The sequence below is a fragment of the Sphingobium sp. RS1 genome, from assembly GCF_056156825.1.
Genome location: NZ_JBLZXE010000002.1, coordinates 2,257,687 through 2,283,949 on the forward strand (window position 1 = coordinate 2,257,687; position 26,263 = coordinate 2,283,949).

A 26,263-nucleotide genomic window follows, 5' to 3' on the forward strand; every position below is an offset into this window, starting at 1 on the left:
GTGCCCGTCGCCCCGATCGCCTGATCGCCCAGCACCAGCCCCCTATCCACGAAAGGCCCAAGTCATGAACAACAGCTTCACCCTCGACCGTCGCCATGGCAAGATCATGGGCGTGTGCGCCGGCATCGCCAACCGCACCGGCCTGGACGTTACGCTGATCCGCGTCGCGCTGGTGCTGCTGACGCTATGCGCACTGGGGCCGATCGGCGTGGTGGCCTATCTGCTCGCCGGATGGCTGGCGGAAGGCTGAAGCATCCACCTCGGTGGATCAGGATGATCCGATGTTCCCATAAAGTAAAAGGCCGCCCTGGATTATCCCAGGAGCGGCCTTTTTGCATCCCGACCCGTCGGGATGAAGATCGCGCACAATAGGCGATCAGGCATAAAGCACCGAGTAGAAGGTCAGCATCTGAATGCCGACCGCGACGGCCAGCACAGTGCCCTGAAACATCTGACGCATATTTTGCTCCATAGTATCAAGAATCATACCCCGGTCTTCGGGGTTGCGGGCCACTACGCTCGTCACATTCTTGTAACAATCGCAAAGCGCGGCATTCCGATTGCATCAAACGCAACAGAGCAACAGGGATGTTACCCCAAAGCCACGATCATCGCCTGGGCCGCAGCGGGATTGCGTTCCTTGGCGCCGCCGATGAAGAAGCTGAACACGTCGCCCTGTTGCGCCTGCCCCTGCGCCCGATCAGCCCAGCGGGCGATGGCGGCGGCACGATAGCCTGCCGGTTCTTCGGCCCGGGTCCGCATCAGCCGGTTATAGGCAAAGCCGACATCATGGCCGGCAATGGCGGGATAATCATCATGATCGGCAAGGACCACGGCCGCACCGGCATCCCGCGCCATGGCGAGGAAGGCGGGATCGTCGAAACTGTCGTGGCGGACCTCCAGCGCATGACGCAGCGGCACGCCATCGACGCTGGCGGGCAGCAATTGCAGGAAAGCGCCGAAATCATCCGCGTCGAACGCCTTGGTAGCCATGAACTGCCACAGGATCGGCCCCAGTCGGTCACCCAGTTCAGCAATCCCCTGCCCGGTGAATTTGGCGATCGAGTCGCCGGCCTCCGCCAATATCCTGCGATTGGTGCAGTAGCGGGATGCCTTCACCGCGAACTGGAAACCGTCCGGCACTGCTTTGGCCCAGCCGGCGAAGGTCGCGGGCTTCTGGCTGCTATAATAGGTCGCATTGATCTCGGTCGCGGTCAGATGCTGGCCGACATAGGCCAGCTCGTCCTTCTGCCGCAGCCCTTGCGGATAGAAGCTGCCGCGCCATGGCTCATAGACCCAGCCGCCAATGCCCACCCTGATCCGTCCGGCCATACCCGCTCTCCTTAGCCAGCGCCAACCTGATCGCTCCTGCCGATCAGAGCCAGAGGAAAAAGCCATTGGCAGCTGTTGCGATCAATTCTTAATTGGGCCGCAACAAGGAGACGCCCCATGTCGCTCGACCTCATCAAGACCGGTACCTATCTGACCATCCACCTGACGGTCGGTTTCACCGTCGCTTATCTGATGACCGGATCGGTCGCGCTGGCCGGCGGCATCGCCCTGGTCGAGCCGGTCATCAACGCCGTCGCCTTCTTTTTCCACGAACAGGCGTGGAAGAAGATTCAGGCGCGTCCACCGCGCGAAAGCGCGCGGCAGTGGGTGCGAAAGCGGGCGGTGTTCGCGTGAAGCTGTCCAACGCGCTGTCGCAGTTGGCGGGCGCTCACTTCGCCGGTTTGCGGTTGAGGCCGATCAGCCAGGGCTTGACCCCGCGCGATGGCCTGGGCGTGCCGTCGAGGCGCTTTGCGCGCAGGATCGAGATGGGTTTGACGATCATCTGACCGCGCATCGGCCCGGACCCGCAACAGGTCGGCACGGCCAATATCTTGCGCACCACATCCATGCCGCCGACGACATGGCCGAAGGCGGCATAGCCGATATAATTGCCGCGTGCGTCCATATTGGGCGTGGCGCCAATGGTGATGAAGAAATTGCCCATGGCCGAGTTGGGTCGATTCGGCCGCGCCATCGACAGGGTGGCGTCGAGATGGAGGATCCCGGTCTGCGTCGTCGGCTCATGCGGGATCGGCGGGAGCGAGCGGCGCGCATCGGTGTCGATACCACCCTGGATCAGGCCATATTTCGGATCGCTCTTGCGCCGCGCCGCGCGATAGAAGGTCACGCCGTCGAAACGGCCATCATCGACATAGGTGAGGAAATTGGCCGATGTCCGCGGCGCCCGCTTCTGATCGACCGCGACGATGATGGTGCCGACCGATGTTTCGATCGCGACCCGGGTGAAGCCGGGCGTCGGCCGATTGGCGGGAAGGGCGAAGGCCGCAACCGGGACAAGGCCGATCAGCAGGCAGAGCAGACGAAAGAGGACGAACATTGGAGGCAGCCCTAGAGAGGGCGCAATCACCATGCAACCGGCGATGATGCCGATCGCCATCTTCCTGACAATCAAAGGAAGTGGTGACCCCTACGGGAATCGAACCCGTGTTTCAGCCGTGAAAGGGCCGCGTCCTAACCGCTAGACGAAGGGGCCGTTCGTTGCTGCTGCCGTGGCAGCGCTGCGAAGCGAGGGCGCAATTAGGCGGGGACGGCGAAACGGTCAACCCCTTTTGCGCAAGAAAAATGCAATCTTTTTCAATCGGCCCAGGCGGCGTCCTCCAGATGCAGTTCGGCGGCGGGGCGGCTGCCCCAGTCGTCGATCTTCGCCTTGCCCGCGACCCACAATTTCCGGTCATAGGGTGCGGCAAGGATCGCCTGCCCCATCTCGCTGTCCGCCTTGCGGAAGGCGATGGTCTTAATCGACCGGCCGTCCATGCCCGCCATGACGGCGCGCAGATGGCCGTTGCCGACCACATCGGCCTTCACCACCCGCATCGGGCCAGCCGCGATCAGGGGCGCAGGCCAGCCGGCGCCATAGGGACCGCCCTGCTCGATCGCGGCGACGAAATCCGGGTTCACGCCGGCGGGCGCCAGCACCGCGTCGATCAGCAAGGCACGGTCGTCGCGCGCCTTGGCAACGGCGGTGGACAGGCGATCGTCCAGATAATCGGCCAGCGCATCGATCCGGTCCGCCGCGACGGTGAGGCCCGCCGCCATGGCATGACCGCCGCCCGCCACCAGCAGGCCGCTATCCTTGGCCGCCAGCACCGCCGCGCCCAGGTCCACGCCGGATATGGAGCGGCCGGACCCCTTGCCCACGCCGTCTTCGTCCACGGCGATGACGATGGCGGGGCGGCCGGCCTTTTCCTTGATGCGGCCGGCAACGATGCCGATGACGCCGGGATGCCAGCCCTGCCCCGCTATGACGGCGACGGCGCGATTGCCCTGCGCGGCAAGCAGTTCCTCCGCCTGTTCCTGCACCGTCGATTCGATGGCGCGCCGTTCTTCATTATAATGGTCGAGCTGCGCGGCGATGCGGGCGGCCTCCGCCGGGTCCTGCGTCGTCAGCAGGCGCACACCCAGATCCGCCTGCCCCACACGGCCGCCGGCATTGATCCGCGGGCCAAGCGCAAAGCCGAGATCATGGCAGAGCGGCGCACGGGTCAGGCGGCTGGCGTCGATCAGCGCGGCGAGGCCGATATTGTGCCGTTTCGCCATGACCTTCAGCCCCTGCGCCACGAAGGCGCGGTTGAGGCCGCGCAACTGCGCCACATCCGCCACGGTGCCGAGCGCCACGATGTCGAGGAGGTCAAGGATATTGGGCTTGGTCCGGCTGGTGAACCAGCCGCGTGCATCGAGCGCCTTCAAGAGACGCGCGCCGAGAAGGAAGGCGACGCCGACCGCCGCCAGATGGCCGTGGACGGCGGCGTCGGGATGTTCGTCCAGCCGGTTGGGGTTCACCAGCGCAAAGGCTTCGGGCAACTGGGTCGCGCATTTATGATGATCGACCACCACGACGTCGACGCCGGTGGCCTTGGCCATCGACAGCGCCTCGAACGCCTGTGCGCCGCAATCGACGGTGACGATCAGGGTGGCGCCCTCCCCCGCCAGCCGCACCAGCGCCTCGCCCGATGGGCCATAGCCCTCCATCAAGCGATCGGGGATGTAGGGTTTGGCATCAAGGCCAAGGTCGCGCAGCAGGCGGATCAGCAACGCCGCGCTGGTCGCGCCATCGACATCATAATCGCCGAAGATGCGGACATCCTCTCCGCGCTGGACCGCGTCGGCGATCCGTTCGGCCGCGGCATCCATGTCCCGGAACAGGCTGGGATCGGGCATGAAGGCGCGGATGGTCGGGTTGCGGTGCGCCTCCACCGCATCGCGCGGGCAGCCGCGCGCCAGCAGCAATTGCGTCACCAGATCGTCGGGCAGGTAGGACGGGTCGCGGGCGTCGGCATTGCCACCACGCCAGCGCCAGGGCTGACCGGAAAAGGATCGTGAAACATTGAGCGCAAATGTCATGCACCGGCTCTAGACCGCGCGACGTCATGATGGAAGCACGGCAAATCATGTCGCGGGCGGAACCGTCGCAACCCTTTGGGCGTATTGCCTCTTTGCGGGGCGTGTGGAATGTCCGGCGCGAAAGGGGCATCGCGATTTCATGAGCAGACGGCAGGCCATTCATGTCCGGCGCATATTTGCCGTGGCGCTGATGACAGGCTCTCCGCTGCCGTTGATGGCGCAGAGCGCAACGCCACCGGCACCGGCGGAGGCCGCGCAGAGTGAAGCCGAAGAGCCGATCCTGCCCGACGACCAGTTCGAGGCGCGGCTGCCGAAAGTGCCCGCCGACGTGCCGGCCGGCAGTTCGTCCGACAGCCAATCCACAAACCCCAATACGCCCCTGCCCTCGATCGACAGCTGGATCGACCAGCAGATGCCGCAACAGGCTGACGCACCGACGGAATTGCCGCCGGCGATCGACCCGGCCGAGGAGCAGGAACTGGCCCAGCCGCTGCCCCCGCTCGACAGCGTGACCGTGCCGGCCAATGTCGCGGCCAATCAAGACCCCAATGCCAAGCTGCCTGACGTGCGCTATGCCACCAGCATCGAGGGGTTCGGCAAGACCGGGCTGGAAGATGCGTTCCGCGACGCATCCGCGTTGATCGACGGCAAGGGCAAGGCGGAAACCGCCGCCATGGTGCAGGCCCGCGCGCAGGAAGATGAGAAGCTGGCGACGCGCCTGCTTTATTCCGAGGGCTATTATGACGCGACGGCGCTCGCCAGTCTGGATCAGGCCGGCGACGGGACGTTGAAGGCCGTGATCTCCGTCACGCCGGGCAAGCGGTACAAGATCGGCAACATCGTCATCACCGCAGATCAAACTGTGCCTCCGAATTTGACCCGCGACAGCCTGCCGTTGAAGAGCGGCGATTATATCGTCGCCACGCTGGTGGAAGGCGCAGAAGCCAATGTGGCGCTGAAGCTGCCGGAAAATGGCTATCCCTTCGCCAAGGTGGGCGAGCGCGACATATTGCTCGATCCCGCGACGGTAACGGGCGACTATACGCTGCCGGTCGAGGTCGGCCCGCGTGGCACGTTCCGCAAGATCGTCACCTCCGGCGAGAAGCAGGCGTTCGGCGCCGACCATATGGAGGTCATCAAGCGCTACAAGCCAGGTCAGGTCTATGACAGCCGAAAGGTGGACGATCTGCGCAAGGCGCTGGTGGCCACCGCGCTCTTTTCCAGCGTGTCGGTGGAGCCGGTGCGGACGGGCGAGGCCGGGCCGGATGGCACCGAATATGTCGACCTGATGGTCGAGCAGGAGGCGGGGCCACCGCGCACGCTGGCCGGCGAAGCGGGCTATGGCACCGGACAGGGCTTCCGCGCAGAAGGGACATGGACCCATCGCAACATGTTCAAGCCCGAAGGCGCGCTGATCCTGGGTGCGATCGCGGGAACGCAGGAACAGGGCGCGTCGGCAACCTTCCGCCGGTCCAATGCGGGCAAGCGGGACAAGACGTTCCAGACCGGCATCACGCTCAATCACCAGAATTACGACGCCTATGAGGCGTTTACGGCGGGCCTGAATGTCGGCTGGTCGCGGCAGTCCACGCCGATCTTCCAGAAGCGCTGGACCTATGCCTATGGCGCGGAAATATTGCTGACCAACGAGCAGGTAGTGACCAACCTGCTGACGGCGGACAAGACGCGGCGCACCTATTTCATCGGCGGCCTGCCAGTGCAGGTCGGCTATGACCGGTCCAACGACCTGCTCAACCCGACGAAGGGGTTCCGGGCCAACCTGCGCGCCGAACCGGAAGGATCATTGCAGGGCAATTTCTCCCCCTATCTGCGCGCCAGTTTCGATCTGACCGGCTATTATCCGGTGTCGGATAGCCTGGTCATCGCGGGCCGGGCGAAGGTCGGCACCATTACCGGCGTCAGCCGCGACGATGTCGCGCCGTCGCGGCGCATCTATGCCGGTGGCGGCGGATCGGTGCGCGGCTTTGGCTATCAGGAACTGGGGCCGAAGGACGCGAACAATGATCCGGTCGGCGGCCGGTCCGTCAATGAATTTGCGGTCGAGGGCCGCTATCGCTTCGGCAATTATGGCGTCGTCGCCTTTGTCGATGCGGGTCAGGTCTATGAAAGCTCCATGCCCAAATTCAACGACATGCGTTATGGCGTCGGCATAGGCGGCCGCTTCTACACCAATTTCGGTCCGTTCCGCGCGGACATCGCCATGCCGATCAACCGGCAACCCGGTGAATCCAAATTCGCCCTCTATATCGGCATCGGGCAGGCATTCTGATGGCGCAGGACGACACCCCCACCCCGGCGCCCGAAGCGACCGAAACCGTCATTGTGCGGACCAAGCGGCCCTTGTGGCAGAAGATCGCGATCGGCGCCCTTGGCCTCGTCGTCGGATTGGTCGTGCTGATCGCGGGCCTGCTGCTCGGCCTCAATACCCAGCCGGGCAAGAAATTCCTGATCCAGCAGATCGCCGCGCTCCAGATGGAATCGGGCATGAAGATCGAGGTCGGGCGGATCGACGGATCGATCTATAGCGACATGACGATTCATGATCTGGTGCTGCGCGATCCCAAGGGTGTGTTCGCAGTCAGTCCGAAGGTGCATGTCGTGTGGCGGCCCTTCCGCTACATCAACAACCATATTTCGGTCAGCCTGCTGGAAACGCCGCTGGTCGTGCTGGCGCGCAGCCCGCAGTTCAATGTGGTGGAGAGCGATCCTAATGCGCCGATCCTGCCGGATCTGGACATTGACGTCGACCGGATGAAGATCGGCAAGTTCGTGCTGGCCAAGCCGGTGATCGGCCAGAAGCGCGAGATCGCGATCGACGGCGTCACCCATATTGCGGACGGCCGTGCTATCCTGTCCGCCGATGCCATCGTGGACAGCGGCGACCGGTTGCAGGCGAAGCTGGACGCGGTGCCGGAGCAGAACCGCCTTTCGATGAGCGGTACGCTGACCGCGCCCAAGGGTGGCGTCATTGCCGCCATGTCCGGCCTGACCGACGGCATGACCGCAACGCTGGACGGCAAGGGCACCTGGCAGGCCTGGGACGGCAAGATCGTCGCGACATCGCCCAAGGGCGAACTGGCCAACATCATGCTGGCCGCGCGGGACGGCAATTTTTCGGCGAAAGGCCCGGTGCGGCCGGGGCTGGTCTTTGCCGGCACCGTCGACCGGCTGACCGCGCCGCAACTGGACGTCGACCTGTTCGCCGGGCTGAACGAGCGGCGCGTGAACATCAAGGGGACGCTGCGTTCGCCGGCGATGACCGCCGATGCGCAGGGCCTGATCGATCTGGGCAAAAGCCAGTTCAGCGCGCTGAAGATCAACGCGGCGCTGCTGACGCCCGGGGCGATCATGGACAAGGTGAAGGGGCGTGACGTGCGCGCTTCCATCATCCTCGACGGGCCGATGGCGACGCCGTTCATCGACTATGACATCAGCGCCCGGAGCATCGCCTTCGACGCGACCGGGATCGAGAATCTGAAGGCCAGCGGCCGGGCGGTGATCGACGCGGATCGCATCCGCATTCCGGTCAACGCCACCGCGACGCGGGTGACGGGCCTCAATGCCGCGGCGGGCGGCCTGCTCCAGAACCTCCGCGTGAAGGGCGACTTCGCCTATGCCGCGGGCAAGCTGATCAGCGACAATCTGAAAATCGACAGCGACAAGGTGGATGCCACCGCGATCGTACTGGCCGACCTCGACAACGCCATCTATCGCGGTGCGCTCAAAGGTCGGGTCAATGATTATAAGATCGACGGCGTCGGCATCGTCAACCTCAATACCGATGTTGAGCTGATCCCCGGACCCAAGGGTGGCTTCGGTCTGGGCGGACGCTTCGGTGTGCGCACGGCGCGCTGGGAGAATGCTTCGGTCCGCGATTTCCTGGGCGGCAATGCGGTCATGTCCGGCCGGATCGGCATGACGCCGGAGGGCAAGTTCACGCTCGCGGGCCTGAAGGGTGCGGCGCCCAATTTCACCATTCATAATGGTTCTGGCAGCTATGACACGGACGGGCAGGTCGCGTTCGATGCCACGGCTTCGTCCAAGCAATATGGCCCGCTGGCGCTGACGGTCCGTGGCACCATGGAGCGACCGCAAGCGGTGCTGCGCGCGGCGCGGCCCAATGTCGGTGTGCAACTGACCGATGTCGTCGCGAAGCTGAACGGCGAAGCGGCCGGTTATCGGCTGGAGGCGACGGGCGGGTCGCCCTATGGCCCCTTCTTCGCCAATGTCCTCATTCGCACGGCGCAGGGACCGCTGACCATCGACGTCACCAAGGCGCGCTTTGCCGGCGTGGACATGAACGGTCGCATCCAGCAGAGCCCCGCCGGACCCTTCACCGGACAATTGGCACTGAACGGGTCGGGCGTCACCGGCGCAGTCAAGCTGGCGGCAGTCGGCAAGGTGCAGGGCGTGGATGTCAACGCCACCGCCAGCAACGCCAAACTGCCGGGCGAAGCCGATGTCGTGATCGGCCGGGCGATCGTTACCGCCTCCATGCTGCTGACCGACCAGCCGCAGATCAAGGCCGACGCCCAGATCGCCAATGCGGCCTATGGCGACTATGTCGTGCGCAAGGCGCGGGCGCGGCTCGACTATCAGGGCGGACGCGGGCGGGCGCAGATGGTCGCCGACGGGTCGAGCGGCGTGCCCTTCTCCGTCGCGGTCAATGCGGCGTTGCGCCCCGACCTCTATGCCGTTGTGTTGCAGGGGAAGGCCGCCAATGTCGATTTCAGGCTGGCACAGCCGGCCATCATCCGCACCGAGCCGGGCGGTTACAGGCTGGAGCCGGTGACGCTGGTGCTGCCGCAGGGCAAGGTCGACCTGGCCGGCCGATTCGGCGACACGACCAGCGCGCAGGCGCGGTTCAAGGATTTCGACCTGGCCATTATCAACATGATGGCGCCGGGCATGGGCATTGGCGGGCGGATGACCGGCACGCTGGACTATGCGCAGAAAGGCAGCGCCTTCCCCACCGCGACGACGCGGCTGGCGATCAACGATTTCCGGCGGTCCAGCCTGACCGCCGTGTCCGATCCGGTGTCGATGAGCGTCGAGGGCAAGCTGTCTTCGGCCGGCGGCGACCTTCGCGGACTGATCCGCGAGGGCACCAGCACGCTGGGCCGCTTCACCGCCACGCTGGCACCGCCGGGTGCAGGCGCAAGCTGGGCCGAGCAGTTGCAGAATGCGCCGCTGGGCGGTGGCATCCGCTATGCCGGGCCGGCCGACGTGCTGTTCTCCTTCGCTGGCCTCGCCGACCAGCAGTTGACCGGCGGGTTGGCGGTTGCGGCCGATTTCAGCGGACGGATGAGCGATCCGCGGCTCAATGGCGTGGTCCGCGCCAATGCGCTGACCTATGAGAATGAGACGTTCGGCACGCGGGTCACGCAGATGAAGCTGGATGGCCGGTTCACCAACGACCATCTGGAGATTCGCGACTTTTCTGGTCGGGCCGGCGACGGCACGGTGCAGGCGTCGGGCAATGTCGGGCTGGCGGCGGACAGCGGCTTCCCGATGGACATTTCAGTGAAGCTCAACCGGGCGCGGCTGGCGCGCAGCGAGGCGATTACCAGCGTGGTCAGCGGGACGCTCGCCATCACCAACAGCGCGGCCAATGGCGGCCTTATCAAGGGCGACCTGAACTTGCCCGAGACGCGCTATCGCGTCGCATGGCAGGGCGGTACGGAAATCCGGCAACTCACCGGCGTGCGGCGCAAGGGCGATGGCTCCGATCCGCTGGCCGAACGACTGGCGGCGCGCAAGGCGGCGAGCAAGCCGGCCGACTGGAAGCTGGATATCCGGGTGCGGGCCGACAACGAGATTTATGTGACCGGCATGGGGCTGGATTCCGAATGGAAAACCAATATGCGCGTCACCGGCACCACCGCCAATCCGCGCGTGGTCGGCAAGATCGAATCGCTGCGTGGGCGCTACAGCTTCTCAGGCCATCAGTTCGACCTGGAGCAGGGCGTCATCACCTTCAACGGGCCGATGCTGAACCCGATCCTGCAGATCAAGGCGCAGACGCGGATCGACACGGTGACGGCGGGCATCCAGGTGACGGGATCGGCGCAGCAACCCGATATCGCCTTCATTTCCACGCCGACATTGCCGCAGGACGAAATCCTGTCGCGCATCCTGTTCGGCGATAATGTCGCCAACCTGTCACCGATACAGGCCGTGCAACTGGCGGCGGCGCTCAACGGGCTGCGCGGCGGCAGCGGCGGGCTCAATCCGATGGGCAAGTTGCAGGGCGCGTCTGGCATCGACCGGATCGGCATTGTCGGCGGCGATGATACGACCGGGCGCGGCACGTCGCTGGCGGTCGGGCAGCATATCTCCAACAATATCTATGTGGAGGTGATCACGGACTCGAAGGGCTTCACCGCCACCCAGCTGGAGATCGCGCTGTCCAAGACGCTGAGCCTGTTGTCGAAGACCGGCACCAATGCCGGGTCGTCGGCGAACCTGCGCTATTCGAAGGATTATTGAGGCAGGAGGAAGAGGATCAGTCCTCTTCCTCCACCCAAAAGATGAAGGCGTGGTCGCGGTCGAAACCCATCAGGCCGCAGTCGAAGGTCGCCGAGGTAAGGGGCATCCATTCCATGCTGCCATCGGCGTCAGCCGACCACAGGCCGTTGGCGACGAATTGGCGGTTCGATCCAAGTGTGTTGAGGGCAAGGGCCGCGCTCTTGACGTCATCTAAGCGGGGCGCACGAAAGCCGTAAGCCAGACCGACCGTTCCTGCGACCGCAAGTATATGTGCGGCCTGCTGAAAATCCAGTGTCAGCAAAGCGGGCGGTACGAAGGGGTCGCGGCGGGCGGTGGGATAGCCGATATGGGCGGCGATAGCGCGGGGGATGTCATGTACCGGGCCGCCCGGCCGAGGACCGATCCACCAGCGCGCATCGCATTGTGCGGCATAGTGGCGGAACAGGTTTTCGAGCATTTCCATGATGCCAACCAAGCATAGTCGCGCATCGGCAACCAGCCGTTATGCCAGGTCGTCGGCGACGCGCGTGACGCTGATCGACTGGGCGTTCATGGTCGCGCCGCCGAAGATGGTCATGAAGGCGATATCGGTGGCGTCGCGGCCGACGGCGATGCGGACCATGGTTTCCACCGGCGCGAGGCCGGTCGCATCAACCAGATGCCAGGCACCGTCGAGCCAGACCTCGACGACTGCGTGGAAGTCTGGCGGATCGAGATCGAGGGCATAGACCGATACCAGTCGGGCAGGAATGTCGCGCGAGCGGATGAGGGCGGCGGTCAGATGGGCATAGTCGCGGCAAACGCCCTGCTGGGCGACGAAGGTGTCGGCCGCGGTGGTGGTGATGTTGGAGCTGCCGGGCACATAGACGAGATTGGCATGCACCCAGTCGACCAGCGCCTGTACCAGCGCGCCGCCATCCAGATCGGGGAAATGGCCGCAGACGAAGCTGACGAAGCGATCCGCCTCGCAATAGCGGCTGGGCCAGATGAAGGGGAGGACATCCTCCGGCAGGCTGGGCAGCGGGCTGCGGGCGAGGCTGGCGATATCGACCGGGGCCCGTTCCACATCGACCGTTGCCCGATAGCTGCTGACCATCCGGCCGGTACCGCTGCGGGTCCAGGTGCGGCGTCCGATGCCGCTACCGCCGACCTTGTTGGTGAGCGGCCCGGCATTGTCGATGATGTGCGACTGTTCCACCACCCGCTGATCGGGGAGCGCCGCCGCCTCGACCGCAAGGAGGACGTCGGTGGGTTCGGCAAATTGATAGTCGAGTATCGCTTCGATCGCGACGCGCATGACATGGGTCCGGTACAAGAGGAGGGCGGGTCGAATCGGCGCGCCCAAGGCAGCATCGAAGGCCTGCAAGGGGATTGCCAGAACAGATTTGGCATGAGGGAGAAAGCAGGGCGCCCGATGAGGCCGGAGAGACATCAACAACAGGAACGGACGCGCTTAACTTCGCACATTTCCCGTGGATTCCGACATTTCGTTACGCAGCGACGATCCTATCGAAAAGTCCCCCCCTCCCCACCATCGACGGTAAAAGGCCCGCTGCGTGGGAGACGCGGCGGGCCTTTTCAGTGCGTGATGCGCAAGGCGGGCGGAGGCCATGGGGTACGATCCGGCTGATCCGGCCGGGCGCACCGTCAGGGCTTATTCGCCATCATCCTCCGCATCGGGTCCGGTCATCATCCCTTCGGCGACTTCGTCGGTCTTGCCGCGGATCGCCTGTTCCAGCTTGTCCGCCAGTTCGGGATGTTCGCGCAGATAGGTCTTCGCGTTTTCCCGCCCCTGCCCGATGCGGATCGAGTCGTAGGAGAACCAGGCGCCCGATTTTTCAACGAGGCCGGCCTTCACGCCGATGTCGAGCATTTCACCGATCTTGGAGATGCCTTCGCCATACATGATGTCGAATTCCACCTGCTTGAACGGCGGGGCAACCTTGTTTTTCACCACCTTCACGCGGGTCGCGTTGCCGACGATATCGTCGCGATCCTTGATCTGGCCGGTACGACGAATGTCGAGACGAACCGAGGCGTAGAATTTGAGGGCGTTGCCGCCGGTCGTGGTTTCGGGGTTACCGTACATCACGCCGATCTTCATGCGCACCTGGTTGATGAAGATTACCATGCATTTGGAGCGCGCGATCGAACCAGTCAGCTTGCGCAGCGCCTGCGACATGAGGCGAGCCTGGAGGCCGACATGGCTGTCGCCCATCTCGCCTTCGATTTCGGCACGCGGCACCAGCGCGGCGACCGAGTCGATCACAAGAATATCGATGGCGTTGGAGCGGACCAGCGTATCGACGATTTCCAGCGCCTGCTCGCCGGTGTCCGGCTGCGACACGATCAGTTCGTCAATGTCGACGCCCAGCTTCTTGGCATAGGCCGGGTCGAGCGCATGTTCGGCATCCACGAAGGCAGCGGTGCCGCCGGCCTTCTGCGCTTCGGCAATGGCGTGCAGCGTCAGCGTGGTCTTGCCCGAGCTTTCGGGACCATAGATTTCGATGATCCGCCCCTTGGGCAGGCCACCGATGCCGAGCGCGATGTCGAGGCCGATGGAGCCGGTCGAGATCGCTTCAATCTCGATCTTTTCCCGGCTGCCGAGCTTCATCGCGCTGCCCTTGCCGAAGGCGCGGTCGATCTGTGCGAGCGCCGCGTCCAATGCTTTCTGTCTGTCCATGTTTCCCGTCTTCTTGGAATCGATGAGTGAGAGCAGTGCAGTCATCGGCCAGTCCTCTGTCAAGCGGAACGCATGGGCTCCGTGCGTCTGACCGATGATGTATCCTGTTTGTTCCACAAGAACAAGAGGGGAACGGAAATTTCCTATCCGGTTCCCGCTGCGCCGTTCTTAACTGCCCAGAACCTTGCCCAGAGCGCGTTCGACGGCCCCGATGGTGAAGGGCTTGGCGAGCGTCGGCCGGTCGGCATGCGTGGAGGGGAGATCGTCAGCCATGCCACCGGTCGCGAAAATGAAGGGAATGTCCTGCTGGGCGAGGATATCGGCGACGGGCCAGCTTTTTTCACCCTGCAAGTTGCAGTCGACCAGCGCCGCGTCGAAGCCGCCTTTGCTGGCCATGGCACAGGCTTCATCGACCGATGCCGCCAGCCCATGCAGCCGATAGCCCAGCGCGTCGAGATAATCCTCCAGCATCATGCCGATCATCGCCTCATCCTCGACGATCAATATGCTCTTGGCGTCCGACATGCTGCTGTGCCCCTGTTCTTCTGGCCCGTTAGAGCATCCGCCTCGATTACATGGGCGCGGATGCTCCAGATTCTTGTTTACCGCGTTTTCTCGAGTCAGCCGATGATTCCATCTGCTTAGAAAACGCTCTTATGCAGCCGATTCGCTACCGCATCGCGGGGGCATTGCCCAGCATATTCACCTTGATCCAGCGCAGGGCTATTCCGCCGCCGACGCGCTGGCCAGCGCGTCGCGGGCAGCTTCGGCCAACTGGTTGACGGAGAAGGGCTTGGGCAGGAAGGCGACATTGGCGATGTCGATCGACTTGCGCAGTTGCTCCTCCGCATAACCCGACATGAACAGGACCGGCAGGTCAGGATGGGTGCGACGGGCCTGCGCCACCATGGCCGGGCCATCCATATTGGGCATGACCACGTCGGAAATCAGCAGGTCGATCTTTTCCGCGCCACCCAGCACTTCCAGCCCCTGTTCGCCGTCATTGGCGGTCAGCACCTTATAGCCTTGCCGGGTCAGCGCCCGTTCGGCGACGGCGCGGACCATATCCTCATCCTCCACCAGCAGCACCGTGCCGGTGCCCCAGGTTTCGGCGCGCGGAGCCGATGCCTTGGGCGCGGCGGGCTGTTCGATATCGGCGCCGCTATGGACCGGCAGGTAGATGACGAAGCTGGCACCCCGGCCCAGTTCGGATTCGGCGAAGATATAGCCGCCCGACTGCTTCACGATGCCATAGACGGTGGAGAGGCCAAGGCCGGTGCCCTTGCCCAGTTCCTTGGTAGTGAAGAAAGGTTCGAATATCTTCGCAAGGATGTCCGGCGGGATGCCAAGGCCCGTGTCGGACACGCGCAGCGCGGTATAATCGCCGGCAGGCAATATCTGCTGGCGCATTTCCCGCACCTTGATGGCGGGAACGGCATAGGTCTGGATATTGACGGTGCCGCCTTCGGGCATGGCGTCGCGAGCATTGACCGCGAGGTTGACGATCACCTGTTCCAGCTGGCCCGGATCGGCCCGGATCGCGCCCAGATTACGGCCATGGGTGACGTCCAGTTTCACATTTTCGCCGAGCAGGCGTTTGAGCAGCGTGGAGACGTCCGCCACGATATCGGGCAGTTGCAGGATTTGCGGGCGCAAGGTCTGCTGGCGGGAGAAGGCGAGCAGCTGGCGGGTGAGGCCCGCAGCGCGATTGCTGTTCGACTTCACCTGCTGGATATCGTCATAGTCGCTGTCGCCGGGCGTATGGCGCATCAGCATCAGGTCGCAATGGCCGATGATCGCGGTCAGGATATTGTTGAAGTCATGCGCGACGCCACCGGCGAGCTGGCCGATCGCCTGCATCTTGGTCGCCTGCGCCACCTGCCGCTTGAGGTTGGATTCCTCGCTATTGTCCTTGAGGCTGAGCAGCACCGCCGCCTCGCCAAGGCCGCGCACACCGGCCAGCGACAGCGCGATCGGATCATCGGGATTGTCGCGCATGCGCACGGCGATGTCGCCCGACATTTGCGGGCCGACGGCGAAGCGCCGCACCGCGTCGGCAACGGCCGCCTGATCCTCCCGCACGACAAGGTCGCCGGGATAGCTGGGCTTTTCGCCATCACGCAGACCCGCAACTCGCGCAAAGGCGTGGTTGAGGAAGAGGACGCGGCCGTCCCGGTCCGCCATGGCAAGGCCGAAGGGCAGCAGCGACAGAAGGGTTTCGATATAGGAGAGCGCCGAGGTGCCGCCGCCGCCCGAAGGCTCGTCGATCAGCAGGAGCAGCATCGGCCCGTCCTGCATCGATGCCTGCGCTCCGTTGGGCTGGGCGGCGCGCTTCAAGGGCACCTGGAGCAGGCGCAGCGGCAGGCCGCCCTGCTCCTCGCGCGCCAGGAACAGCCGGCCCTTGTCATCCACCCGCATATGGGCGGCGAAATCGCGGCCGCTGATATTGGCGTCGATGCGCCCGGCGGCGCGCAGCAGGAAGGCGCCATTGGCGGCGCGGATGCGGCCTTCGCCGCCGATCATCACCGCCATGATGCCCGCTTCGCCCAATTGCCGTCCTGCTTCCCCGGTCAGGAAGCGGTTGACGTCGTCCAGCGCGCTCGGCTGCCGCACCGGGGTGAAGCGCCAGAGCAGATAATCTTCCGACCGGCCGGTGCGGGCGATGTCGATATCGAGGCGCAGGGCGCCCTGGGTGAAGCCCTCCACCTTTGCCTCGCCATCGCGCCAGGCGGCGCGGGCGGCTTTGGCCAGCGTGTCGGCCAGCGCTTCGTCGGCGGTGACGGCGGGCGGGGTCGGATAGCCGGGGAACCATTCGCCGAACAGGTCGCTGGCGCAGACGAGGCGACCGGCCCGGTCGGTGACGGCGATCGCCATGCTGGAGGCATCGGCGGCGGCGCGCGCGACGGTCCAGTCGGGCGTGGCTTCGCGATCCGATATCTGGGGCGGATAGAGATGCTGGTACCAGGTCAGCAAGGCGGCGGCGGTGAGGATGGTGGCGCCGAACCCGGCGGCCAGCGGCCAGCTGCCCGCGGCGTAGAGAACCAGCGCGGCTGACGCCAGCGCGGCCAGGATCAGCAGCGGCAACGCCAGTCGCGAGCGCGGCTGGATCAGCCAGGCCTCTTCACCTCTTTTCAAACCCGATGTCCTGCTTTTGGTATCGAAACGCGCAGGCGTCAGGCGCCCGTCGCTTTCTCCAATGCGCCGCTTTTATGGACCTTGCCAATCCTCAATTTGCGCGCCTGCCATTTCCGGCCCATGCGGCGGCGCCAGAACCAGTCGGCGATGACATAGCCGATCGCGGCGCTGGCGAGCGAAATGAGGAACAGACCGAGCAGCATGGCCGGCGCGGCTTCGGAGAGCAGCCATGTGGTCCATTCGCGGACCGAGGCATGGCCATCGACCAGCGCCATGAAGCCGGTCGCATCGGCGCTGCGGCCGAGCATCCAGTTGCCCAGCCACACCGACGCCATCAGGATGAGCGGGGTGGTCGCGGGGTTGGAGAGAAAGGTCATGGCCGCCGCGACCGGGATATTGGCGCGGAACGGCAGGGCGAGGAGCGCCGCGCCGGCGATCTGGACGCCGGGGATCAGCAGGAAGATGCCGACGAACAGGCCCAGCGCCACGCCACGGGGGACCGAGCGGCGAGTGAAACGCCAGAGCGAGGGTTCCAGCACACGATGGGCGACGGGGGCAAGGACTCGGCTCTGTTCCAGCGATTCGCGGGTCGGGGCATTGGCATGCCACCAGCGAGTGAGCCGATTGTCCATGGATCAGCCCTTGTCCCGCATGATGCGCTGCTGATCCCGCTTCCAGTCGCGATCCTTGATCGCCTCGCGCTTGTCGTGATTCTGCTTGCCCTTGGCCAGCGCCAGTTCGATCTTGGCGCGGCCGGTGCTGTTGAAATAGATCATCAGCGGCACCAGCGTCATGCCCTTTCGCGACACGGCGCTGTGCATCTTTTCGATCTCGCGTTCGTGCAGCAGCAGCTTGCGGGGACGGCGCGGTTCGTGATTTTCGCGATTGCCATGGCTATATTCGGGGATGTTGCTGTTCACCAGAAACACCTGATTCCCCTTCACCTCGGCATAGCTTTCGGCGATATTGCCTTCACCGCCACGCAGCGCCTTCACTTCCGTGCCTTGCAGGGCAAGGCCGGCCTCGAACACCTCCTCGATGAAATAATCGAAACGGGCGCGCCGGTTTTCGGCGACGATCTTCTTCTTGTCGAAGGTTGCGGGGCGGGGACGGGCCATAATCTAATTTCAATTCTTATGTAGGGGCTCAGACCAGCCCTGCAATCTCCAGCGCGCGATCGACCGCCGAACGGCTCGATTCCGACGGCCAGGTGATCGGCAGGCGGACGTCGCCGGGCATGTCGGCGCGCACGCGGGTCAAAGCGTACTTAACCGGGCCGGGTGAAGAATCGCTGAACAGGGCGTCGTGCAGGGGATAGAGACGATCCTGCAACGCCAAAGCACCATCCCAGTCATGCGCGGCGCAGGCGGCCTGGAAATCGGCGCACAGGCGCGGCGCGACATTGGCGGTGACGCTGATGCAGCCGCGGCCGCCCATCGCGTTGAAGCCGAGCGCGGTTTCGTCATTGCCCGACAGCTGGCAGAAATCGGGGCCGCAGGCGAGACGCTGGGCAGTGACGCGGCCGAGATTGCCGGTCGCGTCCTTGATGCCGACGATCGACTGATATTCTTCGGCCAGACGGTACATCACCGGCACGCCGATATCGGTGATGGTGCGGCCGGGGACATTGTAGAGGACGATGGGCAGGTCGCAGCGTTCGGCGAGATAGGCGAAATGCTGATACACGCCGTCCTGATTGGGCTTGTTATAATAAGGCGCGACGACCAGCGCGGCGTTCGCGCCGGCGGCCTGCGCCGCATACATATGTTCGAGCGCGATTCGCGTGTCGTTCGACCCGCAGCCAGCGATGACGGGGACGCGACCGGCCGCCTGATCGACGCAGATGGCGATGACCCGGTTATGCTCCTCCACCGTCATGGTGGCGCTTTCGCCGGTGGTGCCGCAGGGGACGAGCGCACTCGATCCTTCCTCTATCTGCCAGTCGACCAGCGCGCGAAAGGCCGCTTCATCGACCAACCCGTCGCGAAACGGGGTCACCAGAGCCGGAATCGAGCCCGAAAACATGATTAAACTCCTTCAAATCTCCGGGCAGCCAAGGCATGATCCGTCGAGCCGCGCGCTATAGCGCGTCATTCAGGGCCTGATAAGGATGCAATTGCGATTATGTCCAGCATGCGCACGCCCCCGATTGTCGAAAGTTACCTGATCCGCATGCCTATTATTGCCTTATTGCTGATGACCGCCGGTGCCGGCGCGCAGACCGAGACGGTTCAGCGCGTTCCGCCGGAATATCCCGCAACAAGCGGGCCGATGGTGCAACCGCTGCCCGCGCAGGACAGCCGCCCGAGCCCCTGGCAGCAGGCGCAGAGCCGAATCGGCGTAGCGCAGGATGGGAGCATCACCGGTACGATCAGTACATGGCGCGCGTTGCAGCAAAGCGATGGGCTGGGCTTTTCCACCTATGCCAGCTTCATCGTCGCCAATCCCGGCTGGCCGGGCGAAGACCGCATGCGGCGGCTGGCCGAAACGGGCATCAACCCCGACAGCTTCGATCCCAATCAGGTCGCGGGCTTCTTCGCCCAATTCCCGGCGCGCACCGCGACCGGCCATGCCCGCAACGCGCTGGCGCTGATGCAACTCGGTCGGATGGACGAAGCGCGGGTCGCCGCGCGCAATGCCTGGATCGGCGGATCGCTGAGCGTGACGGACGAGGCGCGGCTCTTGTCGCTGTTCGGGTCGAGCCTGACGCCGGCCGACCATGACCAGCGCGCCGACGCCCTGCTGTGGGCCAATGACAGCAATGGCGCGGCGCGGATGATCGCCTATGTCAGCCCGGCGCGGCGAGCGGCCTTTCAGGCGCGGATCGCCTTCCGCCGCCAGTCGCCCGATGCCGCCAGCCTGATGCAGGCGGCCGAGGGGATTGGCGCAAGCGATGCGGGCTATGTCGCCGACAAGGCGGTGTGGTTGCGCGATAGCGGCAACTGGGTCGCGGCGCGGCAATATCTGGCGAACCGGGGCAGCGTGACCTACCGCCCGTCCAATGCCGAGAAATTCTATGAGGTTCTGCTGGGGCAGGCGCGGGCCGCCGCCAATGACAGCCAGTGGAGCTTCGCTTATGGCATCGCCAGCAAGATCGACGATGCAATTGCGCCGGGCACCGATGTCAGCGTCCAGCCGATCGGTGTGCGCGACGATTATACCAGCCTCGCCTGGCTGGCGGGCAGCACCGCCTTCTATAATCTCAACCGGCCGACCGATGCGGTGACGATGTTCCGCCGCTATGCCGACGCGGCCAAATCGCCCCAGACCAAGTCGAAGGGCTATTATTGGGCCGGCCGCGCCGCGTTGCAGGCCGGCGATCAGGCGAGCGCGAACAGCTATTTCAGCCAGGCCGGCGTCTATCCCGACCAGTTTTACGGCCAGTTGGCGCTGGAGCGGCTGGGCCGGCCGATCCCGGCCCCCGCCACGGTCGAGCGGCCGGTGCCGATTTCGGCGGCCGAACGCACCGCCTTCGACAATCGAACAGTGGTGCGCGCGGTCAAGGCGCTGGGCCAGATGGGCTATTGGGAAGACCAGAGCAAATTCGCCCGCGCCATCGCCAACAATGCCGACAGCGACGTCGATCATTATCTGGCGGCCGAGCTGGCGCAGAAGATCGGCCGCCCGGACATGGGCGTGATGGTGGGCCGCCGCGCCGTGTCGAGCGGCCTGACCGGCTATGGCGAGGCCGCTTTCCCGCGCGTGCCGGTGCCGTCGGAAGCGCAATATAACTGGACCATGGTCCATGCCATCGCCCGGCAGGAAAGCCAGTTCGACAAGCAGATTGTATCCCATGCCGGTGCCCGCGGCCTGATGCAGCTGATGCCCGGCACTGCCCGCGAGCAGGCGGGGAAGCTGGGCATGAACTATAATCCCGGATCGCTCAACGAACCCAGCTACAATATCATGCTGGGGTCGGGCTATTTCCAGCGGATGCTGGATTATTATGGCGGCAGTTACCCCTTGGCCGTGGCGGCCTATAATGCCGGCCCCGGCAATGTGAACAAATGGGTCCGCGCCAATGGCGACCCGCGCATGCCCGGCGCCGACATGCTGCGCTGGATCGAGCAGATCCCGATCTTCGAGACGCGCAACTATGTGCAGCGCGTGCTGGAAAATGCCGTGGTCTATGAAGCAATGAACCCTGAGCGGGCCAAGTTCCGGGGGACGAACGCCGTGCTGAGCCGCTATCTGGGGAAGCAGACGCCGGGTTGATTGAGTTCACGCGGAGACGCGGAGGGGAGTCGTCGGTGGGCCGGCTTTTCCAAGATTATGTTCGCGCAGAGACGCAGAGGGCGCAGAGAGATTCGAGGGCCGCTGCGCGGCGGGCTTTCGGCCGCAGGCCGCTTTAGAAAAGCTCTGCGTCTCCGCGCCTCCGCGTGAGATATTTAGAGCTCGGCGCCCTCTGCGCCTTTGCGCGAACCAAATTGCGCAACATGCCCGACAGAGGATAAGGCAGCGGCATGACCACCCCCTATCCCAATTACATCTCGCCCGAAGGGTTCGCGAAGCTGCGGGCCGAATACGACCATCTGCTCGGCGTCGAGCGGCCGGCAATCGTCGAGGTGGTAAGCTGGGCCGCGAGCAATGGCGATCGCAGCGAGAATGGCGACTATCTTTATGGTCGCAAGCGGATGCGGGAGATTGACGGGCAGTTGAAGCGCCTGTCGAAGAAGATGAAGGACGCCAAGGTCGTCGATCCGCGCCAGCAGCCGGACAAGGGCCGGGTCTATTTCGGCGCGACTGTTACCATCGCCGACGAGGATGACAATCATCGCACCGTGACGATCGTAGGCAATGACGAGACGGATGTGGACGCGGGCCGGATCGGCTGGGGATCGCCAATCGCACGGGCTTTGCGCGGCGCAGCGGTAGGCGATCTGCGCCGGGTCAGGCTGCCGGCGGGCGAGAAGGAATATGAGGTTATGGCGATCGCCTATCCGATTTGAGACATCGAGTTGGACAGTTGTTCGGGCTTTGCGCTTTTTATGCGCGGCCGGAAGCAATCAGCTCATTCGTGATTTTAAATCACGGATGACGCTGTAATCAGCCAGCGGCGGAAATCGGCCATGGCGGGGCTGTCGGGGCGCGACATGAGGCGAGTGAGCCAATAGCCGCCCAGATCGACGGAGGCGGCGAAGGGCTGAACCAGACGGCTGGCGCGCAAGTCGGCCTCGAACAGCGAGGGCGGGGCGAGGGCGACGCCAAGACCGCGCAATGCCGCCTGTATCATCAGAATCGAACTGTCGAACACCGGCCCGCGCAGAGGCGGGCAAACAAGCCCCGCCAGTGCGAACCAGCGCGGCCATTCATCGGCGCGGTAGGAACGGAGCAGCGTTTCGCGAGCAAGTGCGGCAGGATCGGGCAGGTGCGCGGCAAGATCCGGCGTGCAGAGCGGGGCGAGCGGCGCGCGCAGGATGGGTTCGGCATGGGTGCCGTGCCAGGCGCCGTCGCCGAAGCGGATAGCGAGGTCCAGCCCCTCCCCCGCCAGATCGACCCGGTTGTTGTTGGTCATGATCCGCAGGTCGATATGGGGGCAGGCGCGTTCGAAATCGGCCAGCCGGTCGAGCAGCCAGCCCGCCGCAAAGGTGCCGACCACGCCAAGATTGAGGATTTCGCGCGGGCGGCCGCCCTCGATCCGGTCCAGCGTCGCGCCGATCCGGTCAAGCGCATCGCCCATCACCGGGAGCAGGGCCCGCCCCTCATCCGTCAGCATCAGGCCGCGCGGCAGGCGGCGGAACAACGGGGCGCCGAGCCGCGCTTCCAGCTGTGCGACCTGCTGGCTGACGGCACCCTGGCTGACGCACAGTTCGATCGCGGCCCTGGTGAAGTTCAGGTGGCGCGCCGACGCTTCGAAGGCGCGCAGGGCATTTAGCGGCAGTTGGGCGCGGTCCATGGACCTGATACATAAGCTGGCCTTATGCCTCTGTCGAGAAATGATGCTTTGTCCGGGGCGTTACCGCACGGCAATCTGACTATATTCAGGGTCTGGAGGCGTGTAAGATGCGGAAAATGGCGTGTCTGGCCATTAGTGTGGCTGGCATAATGCAGGTAAGTGCCGGTAAGCCGGACGATCCGCTGACGCGGCCGATCGCGCCGGAGTCTGCGAAGCGCTGGCTGGCGCCGCAGCCGGCGACGCGATTGCATGGCAACACCTATCTGGTGGGCTTTGGTGGGCTGAATGTCGCGCTGATCCGTACCAGCGCGGGGCTGATCCTGATCGACGGCGCGGTGCCGCAGGCGGTGGGGGATATCGAGCGGAAGATCGGCAACCTCGGCTTTTCGATCAGGCAGGTGAAGCTGATCCTGAGCACGGAGCCGCATTTCGACCATGCCGGGGGCATCGCCGCGCTGGCACGGGACAGCGGCGCGACCGTGATCGCGAGCGGCCCGGCGGCCGCTGTGCTGCGTCAGGGCGGCGGCGATTCCGACGATCCGCAGGCGGCCTGGCTGGAGCGCTTCCCCGGCGTCACCAAATTGCGCGTGGCGCGCGATGGCGAGGCGATCCGGCTGGGCGATACGGTCGTCACCGCGCAGGCGACGCCGGGGCATACGCTGGGCAGCATGAGCTGGCGCTGGAAAAGCTGCGAGGGGAAGGATTGCAGGACGATCGTCTTTGCCGCCAGTCTCAATCCGATCGCGGCCGATGGCTGGCGCTTTGCCGATCCTGCGCACCGACAGTTTGTGGCGGCATTTCGCGGCAGTATCGCGACGATGAAGGCGATGCCGTGCGACATGCTGATCGCGTCGCATCCGCAGGATGGTGATGCGGAACGGGTGGCGCAACTGGCCAGGGCACGCACGCCCAATCCCTTTATCGATCCGGGCGTGTGCCGTCGCTATGCCGAGCGGGCGGAGGCAGCGTTGGCGAAGAAGCTGGCGGAATAGGGCCAGGCCGGTCGCTTCGAGCAAGATCGAGGGTCTACGAGCACTGCGGCCGTGTTTAACTTCGCTGAACTCGGCCTTGCCTCGTTTCTCAACTACGCTCGAAACGAACGGACTGGGGAAAGAGTATGCCCCGCCTCCGCCGGCAGGGCCGCTCTTCCTAATCGTGCGGGCGGAGCGCCTGATTGAGGGTTTCGATGACGGCGTCGATCGGTTCGGTGACGGTCACGCTGCGCCCCTCGCCGAAGCGGATGCGGGTGCCGTCGCTGACCTGGGTGACGAAGGTGACCTGCGCGGGGTTGATCGCGGTCTGGGTGCGATCGGTGCCGACGAACATCGTGAGCATGGCGTCCTCTCCTTATGCTTTGGATGAACAGCCTAACGTGATTCGCCGGCCGCGCCAGCCCTGATTATGCGGTCAGGCCGCGCGGATCGCCGCGATGAAGCCGCCGGCGCGCTGTTCCAGCCGGTACGCCTCCCCTGCCAGCCTGTCGGCAACGTCGCGCATGCCGCGCGCCGCCAGTCCCGTGGCCTGGGCGTTGTCGCTGATCTGGCGGGCGCCGGTACGGATATGGGCGCTGGAGGCGCCGGCTTCCGCCACGCTGTCGGCCATGGTGCGGCTGAAGGCGCTTTGCCGCGCCACCGCTTCGAACACCGCCGCCGACAGCCGGTCGGCGCGGGTCATGGTGGCGTCCATATGGGCGTGGCCAGCTGCGACTTCGCCGATGGTGGCGCGGATATGGTCGATGCGCCCGGATATGCCCGCCGCCGCTTCGCGGGTCTGCTGCGCAAGCGACTTCACTTCCCGCGCGACCACGGCAAAGCCCTGCCCTGCCTCCCCCGCGCGGGCCGCTTCTATCCCGGCATTGAGGGCGAGCATGGCGGTGGCCTTCGCGATACTGTCGATCAGCGCAATCACTTCGCCGATGCCGTCGGCCTCGATCCGCAGCGCCGCGCTGCGCTCCATGCCGGATCGGCTGCGCGCGGCGGCTTCGGCAATGGCTTGCCCGGCGGCCTCCGCTTCGGCTTCCATCGCGCGGAAGAGCTGGCCAAGTTCGGTGCCGCCGGCGGCCAGCTGGCCCAGCCGTTCGGCGGTCTGTGCCGCTGCAACCGCCATGGCGGCCGAATCGGCGCCGTCGCCAGCCGCGCGTTCCGCCGCCTGCCCCGCCAGTGCGGACAGTCGTTCCGCCATGGCGGCCATGTCGGCGATCATCGTCGCGATATCATGGCGGAAGGCGGCGCTTTCCTGCGTGATCTGTTCGACGCGCACCGCCCGTTCCAGCGCCACGCGGGCATCGCGCTCGGCCGCGAGGCGCAGCAGCAGCGGCCCGCCCAGCACGCCGTCATAGCGGCCGCCATCGGTGACGATCAGCCCTTCGCAACCGGTGCCCTGCCCGGCGAACAGGTCGACCAGCGCTTCGACGCTCTCGGTCCGATCGACCGTGGCGCAGGGGCGGACATGATCGTCGAGACGCCCCCCGAAACTGGGGTTGCGCAGCAGCGCATGGCCGAAAGGATTGAACAGGATGCGGCGCATGTCGCGCTCATAGATGGCACCGACCGGCCGATCCGTCCCATCCAGCACCGGCAGCAGGCGCAGGCCCGAATCGCGCTGAAACCAGTCGACCGCCTCGCTGAGCGGGCGGCCCAGCCGGATGATCGGGCTGCGCTCGGCCAGCGCGCAGTCCAGCGCGGCGGAAGCGTCGGACACAATGAGGGGGACGGCGTTCATGCCGCCGGCCTAGCCCCTTAATGGTAAAGACGGCGTTAGATTTTGATGACAGTTTTGTTACAAGATACTGTTTTTCCTATGTTTTTACCTTATACCCGAAGGCATCCCGCGCCAGTTTGACGATCGCCGGATCGGCGTCCGGAAAGTCCATCGGCACCAGTTTCTCCAGCCGGTCAGCGACATAGGTCAGCGCGGCGATCCGTCCCGCCTTGCGGTTATTATTGTCGATCACCTGCCAGGGGGCGTGTTTGGTGTCAGTCTTCCTGAACATCGCCTGCATCGCGTCGAGATAGTCGGCGCGTTTGCCCCGATTGCGGTAATCGTCGGCGCCGGTCTTCCACCGCTTCCATGGGGTGTCGAGCCGCTGGGCCAGTTGTTCATCCTGTGTCTTCTGGGTGATGTGGACGAACAGTTTGACGAAATTGGTGCCGGCCTGCGCCAGTTGCTTTTCGAAGGCGTTGATCTCGTCATAGCCGCGTTTCCAGTCGGCCTTGCTGCAATAGCCTTCCACCCGCTCGACCAGCACGCGGCCGTACCAGCTGCGGTCGAAGATGCCGATATTGTGGCTGGCGGGCAGGCGGGTCCAGAATCGCCAGAGGAAATGATGATCCTGTTCGATCTGGGTCGGTGCGGCGATCGGATGGACCTGATAATAGCGCGGATCCCAGTCGGCGCTCATCCGCTTGATGATGCCGCCCTTGCCGGCCGCGTCCCAGCCTTCCAGCAGGATGACGCTGCGCCGTCCGTGCAGGATATGGGCGACCTGAATCTTGGCCAGGCGATGCTGGAGGGCGACGAGGTCGGCCTCATAATCGCCCTTATACTTCGCGCCCTGTTCGTAATCGGCAAGGTCGATGGTCATCACTCAACTCCGTTCGCGCTGAGCCTGTCGAAGCCCTGTTCTT

General features: G+C 64.9%; 22 protein-coding genes and 1 tRNA gene. 7 read left to right on the forward strand and 16 right to left on the reverse strand.

What is annotated here, in order from left to right:
• The first annotated feature begins 64 nt into the window (after window positions 1-64).
• Complete coding sequence (locus tag ACNHGR_RS12705; RefSeq protein ID WP_184267783.1) at window positions 65-250, forward strand: PspC domain-containing protein; 186 nt, start codon at window positions 65-67, stop codon at window positions 248-250.
• 341 nt (window positions 251-591) lie between these two features.
• Here ACNHGR_RS12705 and ACNHGR_RS12710 read toward each other — a convergent pair whose 3' ends face one another.
• Window positions 592-1,332 (reverse strand): DUF72 domain-containing protein, encoded by a 741-nt coding sequence (locus ACNHGR_RS12710; protein ID WP_475286526.1) that lies wholly within the window; start codon window positions 1,330-1,332, stop codon window positions 592-594.
• Between the two features lie 117 nt (window positions 1,333-1,449).
• Here ACNHGR_RS12710 and ACNHGR_RS12715 point away from each other — a divergent pair, with 117 nt between their 5' ends.
• Complete coding sequence (locus ACNHGR_RS12715; RefSeq protein ID WP_475286528.1) at window positions 1,450-1,686, forward strand: DUF2061 domain-containing protein; 237 nt, start codon at window positions 1,450-1,452, stop codon at window positions 1,684-1,686.
• Window positions 1,687-1,720: 34 nt separating this feature from the next.
• On the opposite strand, the gene ACNHGR_RS12720 is transcribed toward ACNHGR_RS12715, so the two are convergent.
• The 3 genes from ACNHGR_RS12720 to recJ all read right to left on the reverse strand — a co-directional run bounded on the left by ACNHGR_RS12720 (window position 1,721) and on the right by recJ (window position 4,413).
• Complete coding sequence (locus ACNHGR_RS12720) at window positions 1,721-2,389, reverse strand: peptidylprolyl isomerase (RefSeq protein WP_475288417.1); 669 nt, start codon at window positions 2,387-2,389, stop codon at window positions 1,721-1,723.
• A gap of 81 nt (window positions 2,390-2,470) precedes the next feature.
• Window positions 2,471-2,545 (reverse strand) — tRNA-Glu (locus ACNHGR_RS12725).
• Between the two features lie 101 nt (window positions 2,546-2,646).
• Window positions 2,647-4,413 (reverse strand): single-stranded-DNA-specific exonuclease RecJ, encoded by a 1,767-nt coding sequence (gene recJ / locus ACNHGR_RS12730; protein WP_475286530.1) that lies wholly within the window; start codon window positions 4,411-4,413, stop codon window positions 2,647-2,649.
• Between the two features lie 139 nt (window positions 4,414-4,552).
• Between recJ and ACNHGR_RS12735 the strand changes: the two genes are divergently transcribed.
• The gene (locus ACNHGR_RS12735; protein ID WP_475286532.1) at window positions 4,553-6,703 is read left to right on the forward strand and encodes an autotransporter assembly complex protein TamA; all 2,151 of its coding nucleotides are present in this window, start codon (window positions 4,553-4,555) and stop codon (window positions 6,701-6,703) included.
• Window positions 6,703-10,923: a translocation/assembly module TamB domain-containing protein gene (locus ACNHGR_RS12740; protein WP_475286534.1), complete on the forward strand. Its 4,221-nt coding sequence runs from the start codon at window positions 6,703-6,705 to the stop codon at window positions 10,921-10,923. Before ACNHGR_RS12735 ends, ACNHGR_RS12740 begins: the two co-directional genes overlap by 1 nt.
• 16 nt (window positions 10,924-10,939) lie before the next feature.
• On the opposite strand, the gene ACNHGR_RS12745 is transcribed toward ACNHGR_RS12740, so the two are convergent.
• From ACNHGR_RS12745 to dapA, 8 genes are all read right to left on the reverse strand, one after another.
• A complete protein-coding gene (locus tag ACNHGR_RS12745; protein WP_475286536.1) occupies window positions 10,940-11,386 on the reverse strand; it encodes a hypothetical protein in 447 nt (148 codons plus the stop codon).
• 39 nt (window positions 11,387-11,425) lie between these two features.
• Window positions 11,426-12,220 carry a transglutaminase-like domain-containing protein gene (locus tag ACNHGR_RS12750; protein ID WP_184267796.1) on the reverse strand — a complete coding sequence of 265 codons (795 nt, stop codon included), beginning with the start codon at window positions 12,218-12,220 and terminating at the stop codon, window positions 11,426-11,428.
• Window positions 12,221-12,577: 357 nt separating this feature from the next.
• Window positions 12,578-13,651: a recombinase RecA gene (gene recA, locus ACNHGR_RS12755; RefSeq protein ID WP_184267799.1), complete on the reverse strand. Its 1,074-nt coding sequence runs from the start codon at window positions 13,649-13,651 to the stop codon at window positions 12,578-12,580.
• Between the two features lie 123 nt (window positions 13,652-13,774).
• Entirely contained in the window at window positions 13,775-14,131 is a 357-nt protein-coding gene (locus ACNHGR_RS12760; protein WP_475286538.1) for a response regulator, read from the reverse strand.
• A 198-nt stretch (window positions 14,132-14,329) separates the two neighbouring features.
• Window positions 14,330-16,741: a hybrid sensor histidine kinase/response regulator gene (locus ACNHGR_RS12765; protein WP_475286540.1), complete on the reverse strand. Its 2,412-nt coding sequence runs from the start codon at window positions 16,739-16,741 to the stop codon at window positions 14,330-14,332.
• A gap of 38 nt (window positions 16,742-16,779) precedes the next feature.
• The gene (locus tag ACNHGR_RS12770) at window positions 16,780-17,373 is read right to left on the reverse strand and encodes a DUF2062 domain-containing protein (RefSeq protein WP_475286542.1); all 594 of its coding nucleotides are present in this window, start codon (window positions 17,371-17,373) and stop codon (window positions 16,780-16,782) included.
• Window positions 17,374-17,376: 3 nt separating this feature from the next.
• On the reverse strand, window positions 17,377-17,859 hold the full coding sequence (smpB, locus tag ACNHGR_RS12775; protein WP_475286544.1) for an SsrA-binding protein SmpB: 483 nt from the start codon (window positions 17,857-17,859) through the stop codon (window positions 17,377-17,379).
• Between the two features lie 28 nt (window positions 17,860-17,887).
• The gene (dapA, locus tag ACNHGR_RS12780) at window positions 17,888-18,766 is read right to left on the reverse strand and encodes a 4-hydroxy-tetrahydrodipicolinate synthase (protein WP_475286546.1); all 879 of its coding nucleotides are present in this window, start codon (window positions 18,764-18,766) and stop codon (window positions 17,888-17,890) included.
• 99 nt (window positions 18,767-18,865) lie between these two features.
• Here dapA and ACNHGR_RS12785 point away from each other — a divergent pair, with 99 nt between their 5' ends.
• Together ACNHGR_RS12785 and greB are read left to right on the forward strand one after the other, a co-directional pair.
• Window positions 18,866-20,956 carry a lytic transglycosylase domain-containing protein gene (locus ACNHGR_RS12785; protein WP_475286548.1) on the forward strand — a complete coding sequence of 697 codons (2,091 nt, stop codon included), beginning with the start codon at window positions 18,866-18,868 and terminating at the stop codon, window positions 20,954-20,956.
• Window positions 20,957-21,204: 248 nt separating this feature from the next.
• On the forward strand, window positions 21,205-21,690 hold the full coding sequence (gene greB / locus ACNHGR_RS12790) for a transcription elongation factor GreB (RefSeq protein WP_475286550.1): 486 nt from the start codon (window positions 21,205-21,207) through the stop codon (window positions 21,688-21,690).
• A 74-nt stretch (window positions 21,691-21,764) separates the two neighbouring features.
• On the opposite strand, the gene ACNHGR_RS12795 is transcribed toward greB, so the two are convergent.
• Window positions 21,765-22,637: a LysR family transcriptional regulator gene (locus ACNHGR_RS12795; protein WP_475286552.1), complete on the reverse strand. Its 873-nt coding sequence runs from the start codon at window positions 22,635-22,637 to the stop codon at window positions 21,765-21,767.
• A gap of 149 nt (window positions 22,638-22,786) precedes the next feature.
• On the opposite strand from ACNHGR_RS12795, the gene bla reads away from it, so the two are divergent.
• A complete protein-coding gene (gene bla, locus ACNHGR_RS12800) occupies window positions 22,787-23,629 on the forward strand; it encodes a subclass B3 metallo-beta-lactamase (protein WP_475286554.1) in 843 nt (280 codons plus the stop codon).
• 157 nt (window positions 23,630-23,786) lie between these two features.
• Here bla and ACNHGR_RS12805 read toward each other — a convergent pair whose 3' ends face one another.
• The 3 genes from ACNHGR_RS12805 to ACNHGR_RS12815 all read right to left on the reverse strand — a co-directional run bounded on the left by ACNHGR_RS12805 (window position 23,787) and on the right by ACNHGR_RS12815 (window position 26,220).
• On the reverse strand, window positions 23,787-23,972 hold the full coding sequence (locus ACNHGR_RS12805) for a hypothetical protein (protein WP_184267817.1): 186 nt from the start codon (window positions 23,970-23,972) through the stop codon (window positions 23,787-23,789).
• 72 nt (window positions 23,973-24,044) lie between these two features.
• The gene (locus ACNHGR_RS12810; RefSeq protein WP_475286556.1) at window positions 24,045-25,358 is read right to left on the reverse strand and encodes a methyl-accepting chemotaxis protein; all 1,314 of its coding nucleotides are present in this window, start codon (window positions 25,356-25,358) and stop codon (window positions 24,045-24,047) included.
• Window positions 25,359-25,434: 76 nt separating this feature from the next.
• Window positions 25,435-26,220: a polyphosphate kinase 2 family protein gene (locus tag ACNHGR_RS12815; protein ID WP_475286558.1), complete on the reverse strand. Its 786-nt coding sequence runs from the start codon at window positions 26,218-26,220 to the stop codon at window positions 25,435-25,437.
• Window positions 26,221-26,263 lie beyond the last annotated feature (43 nt).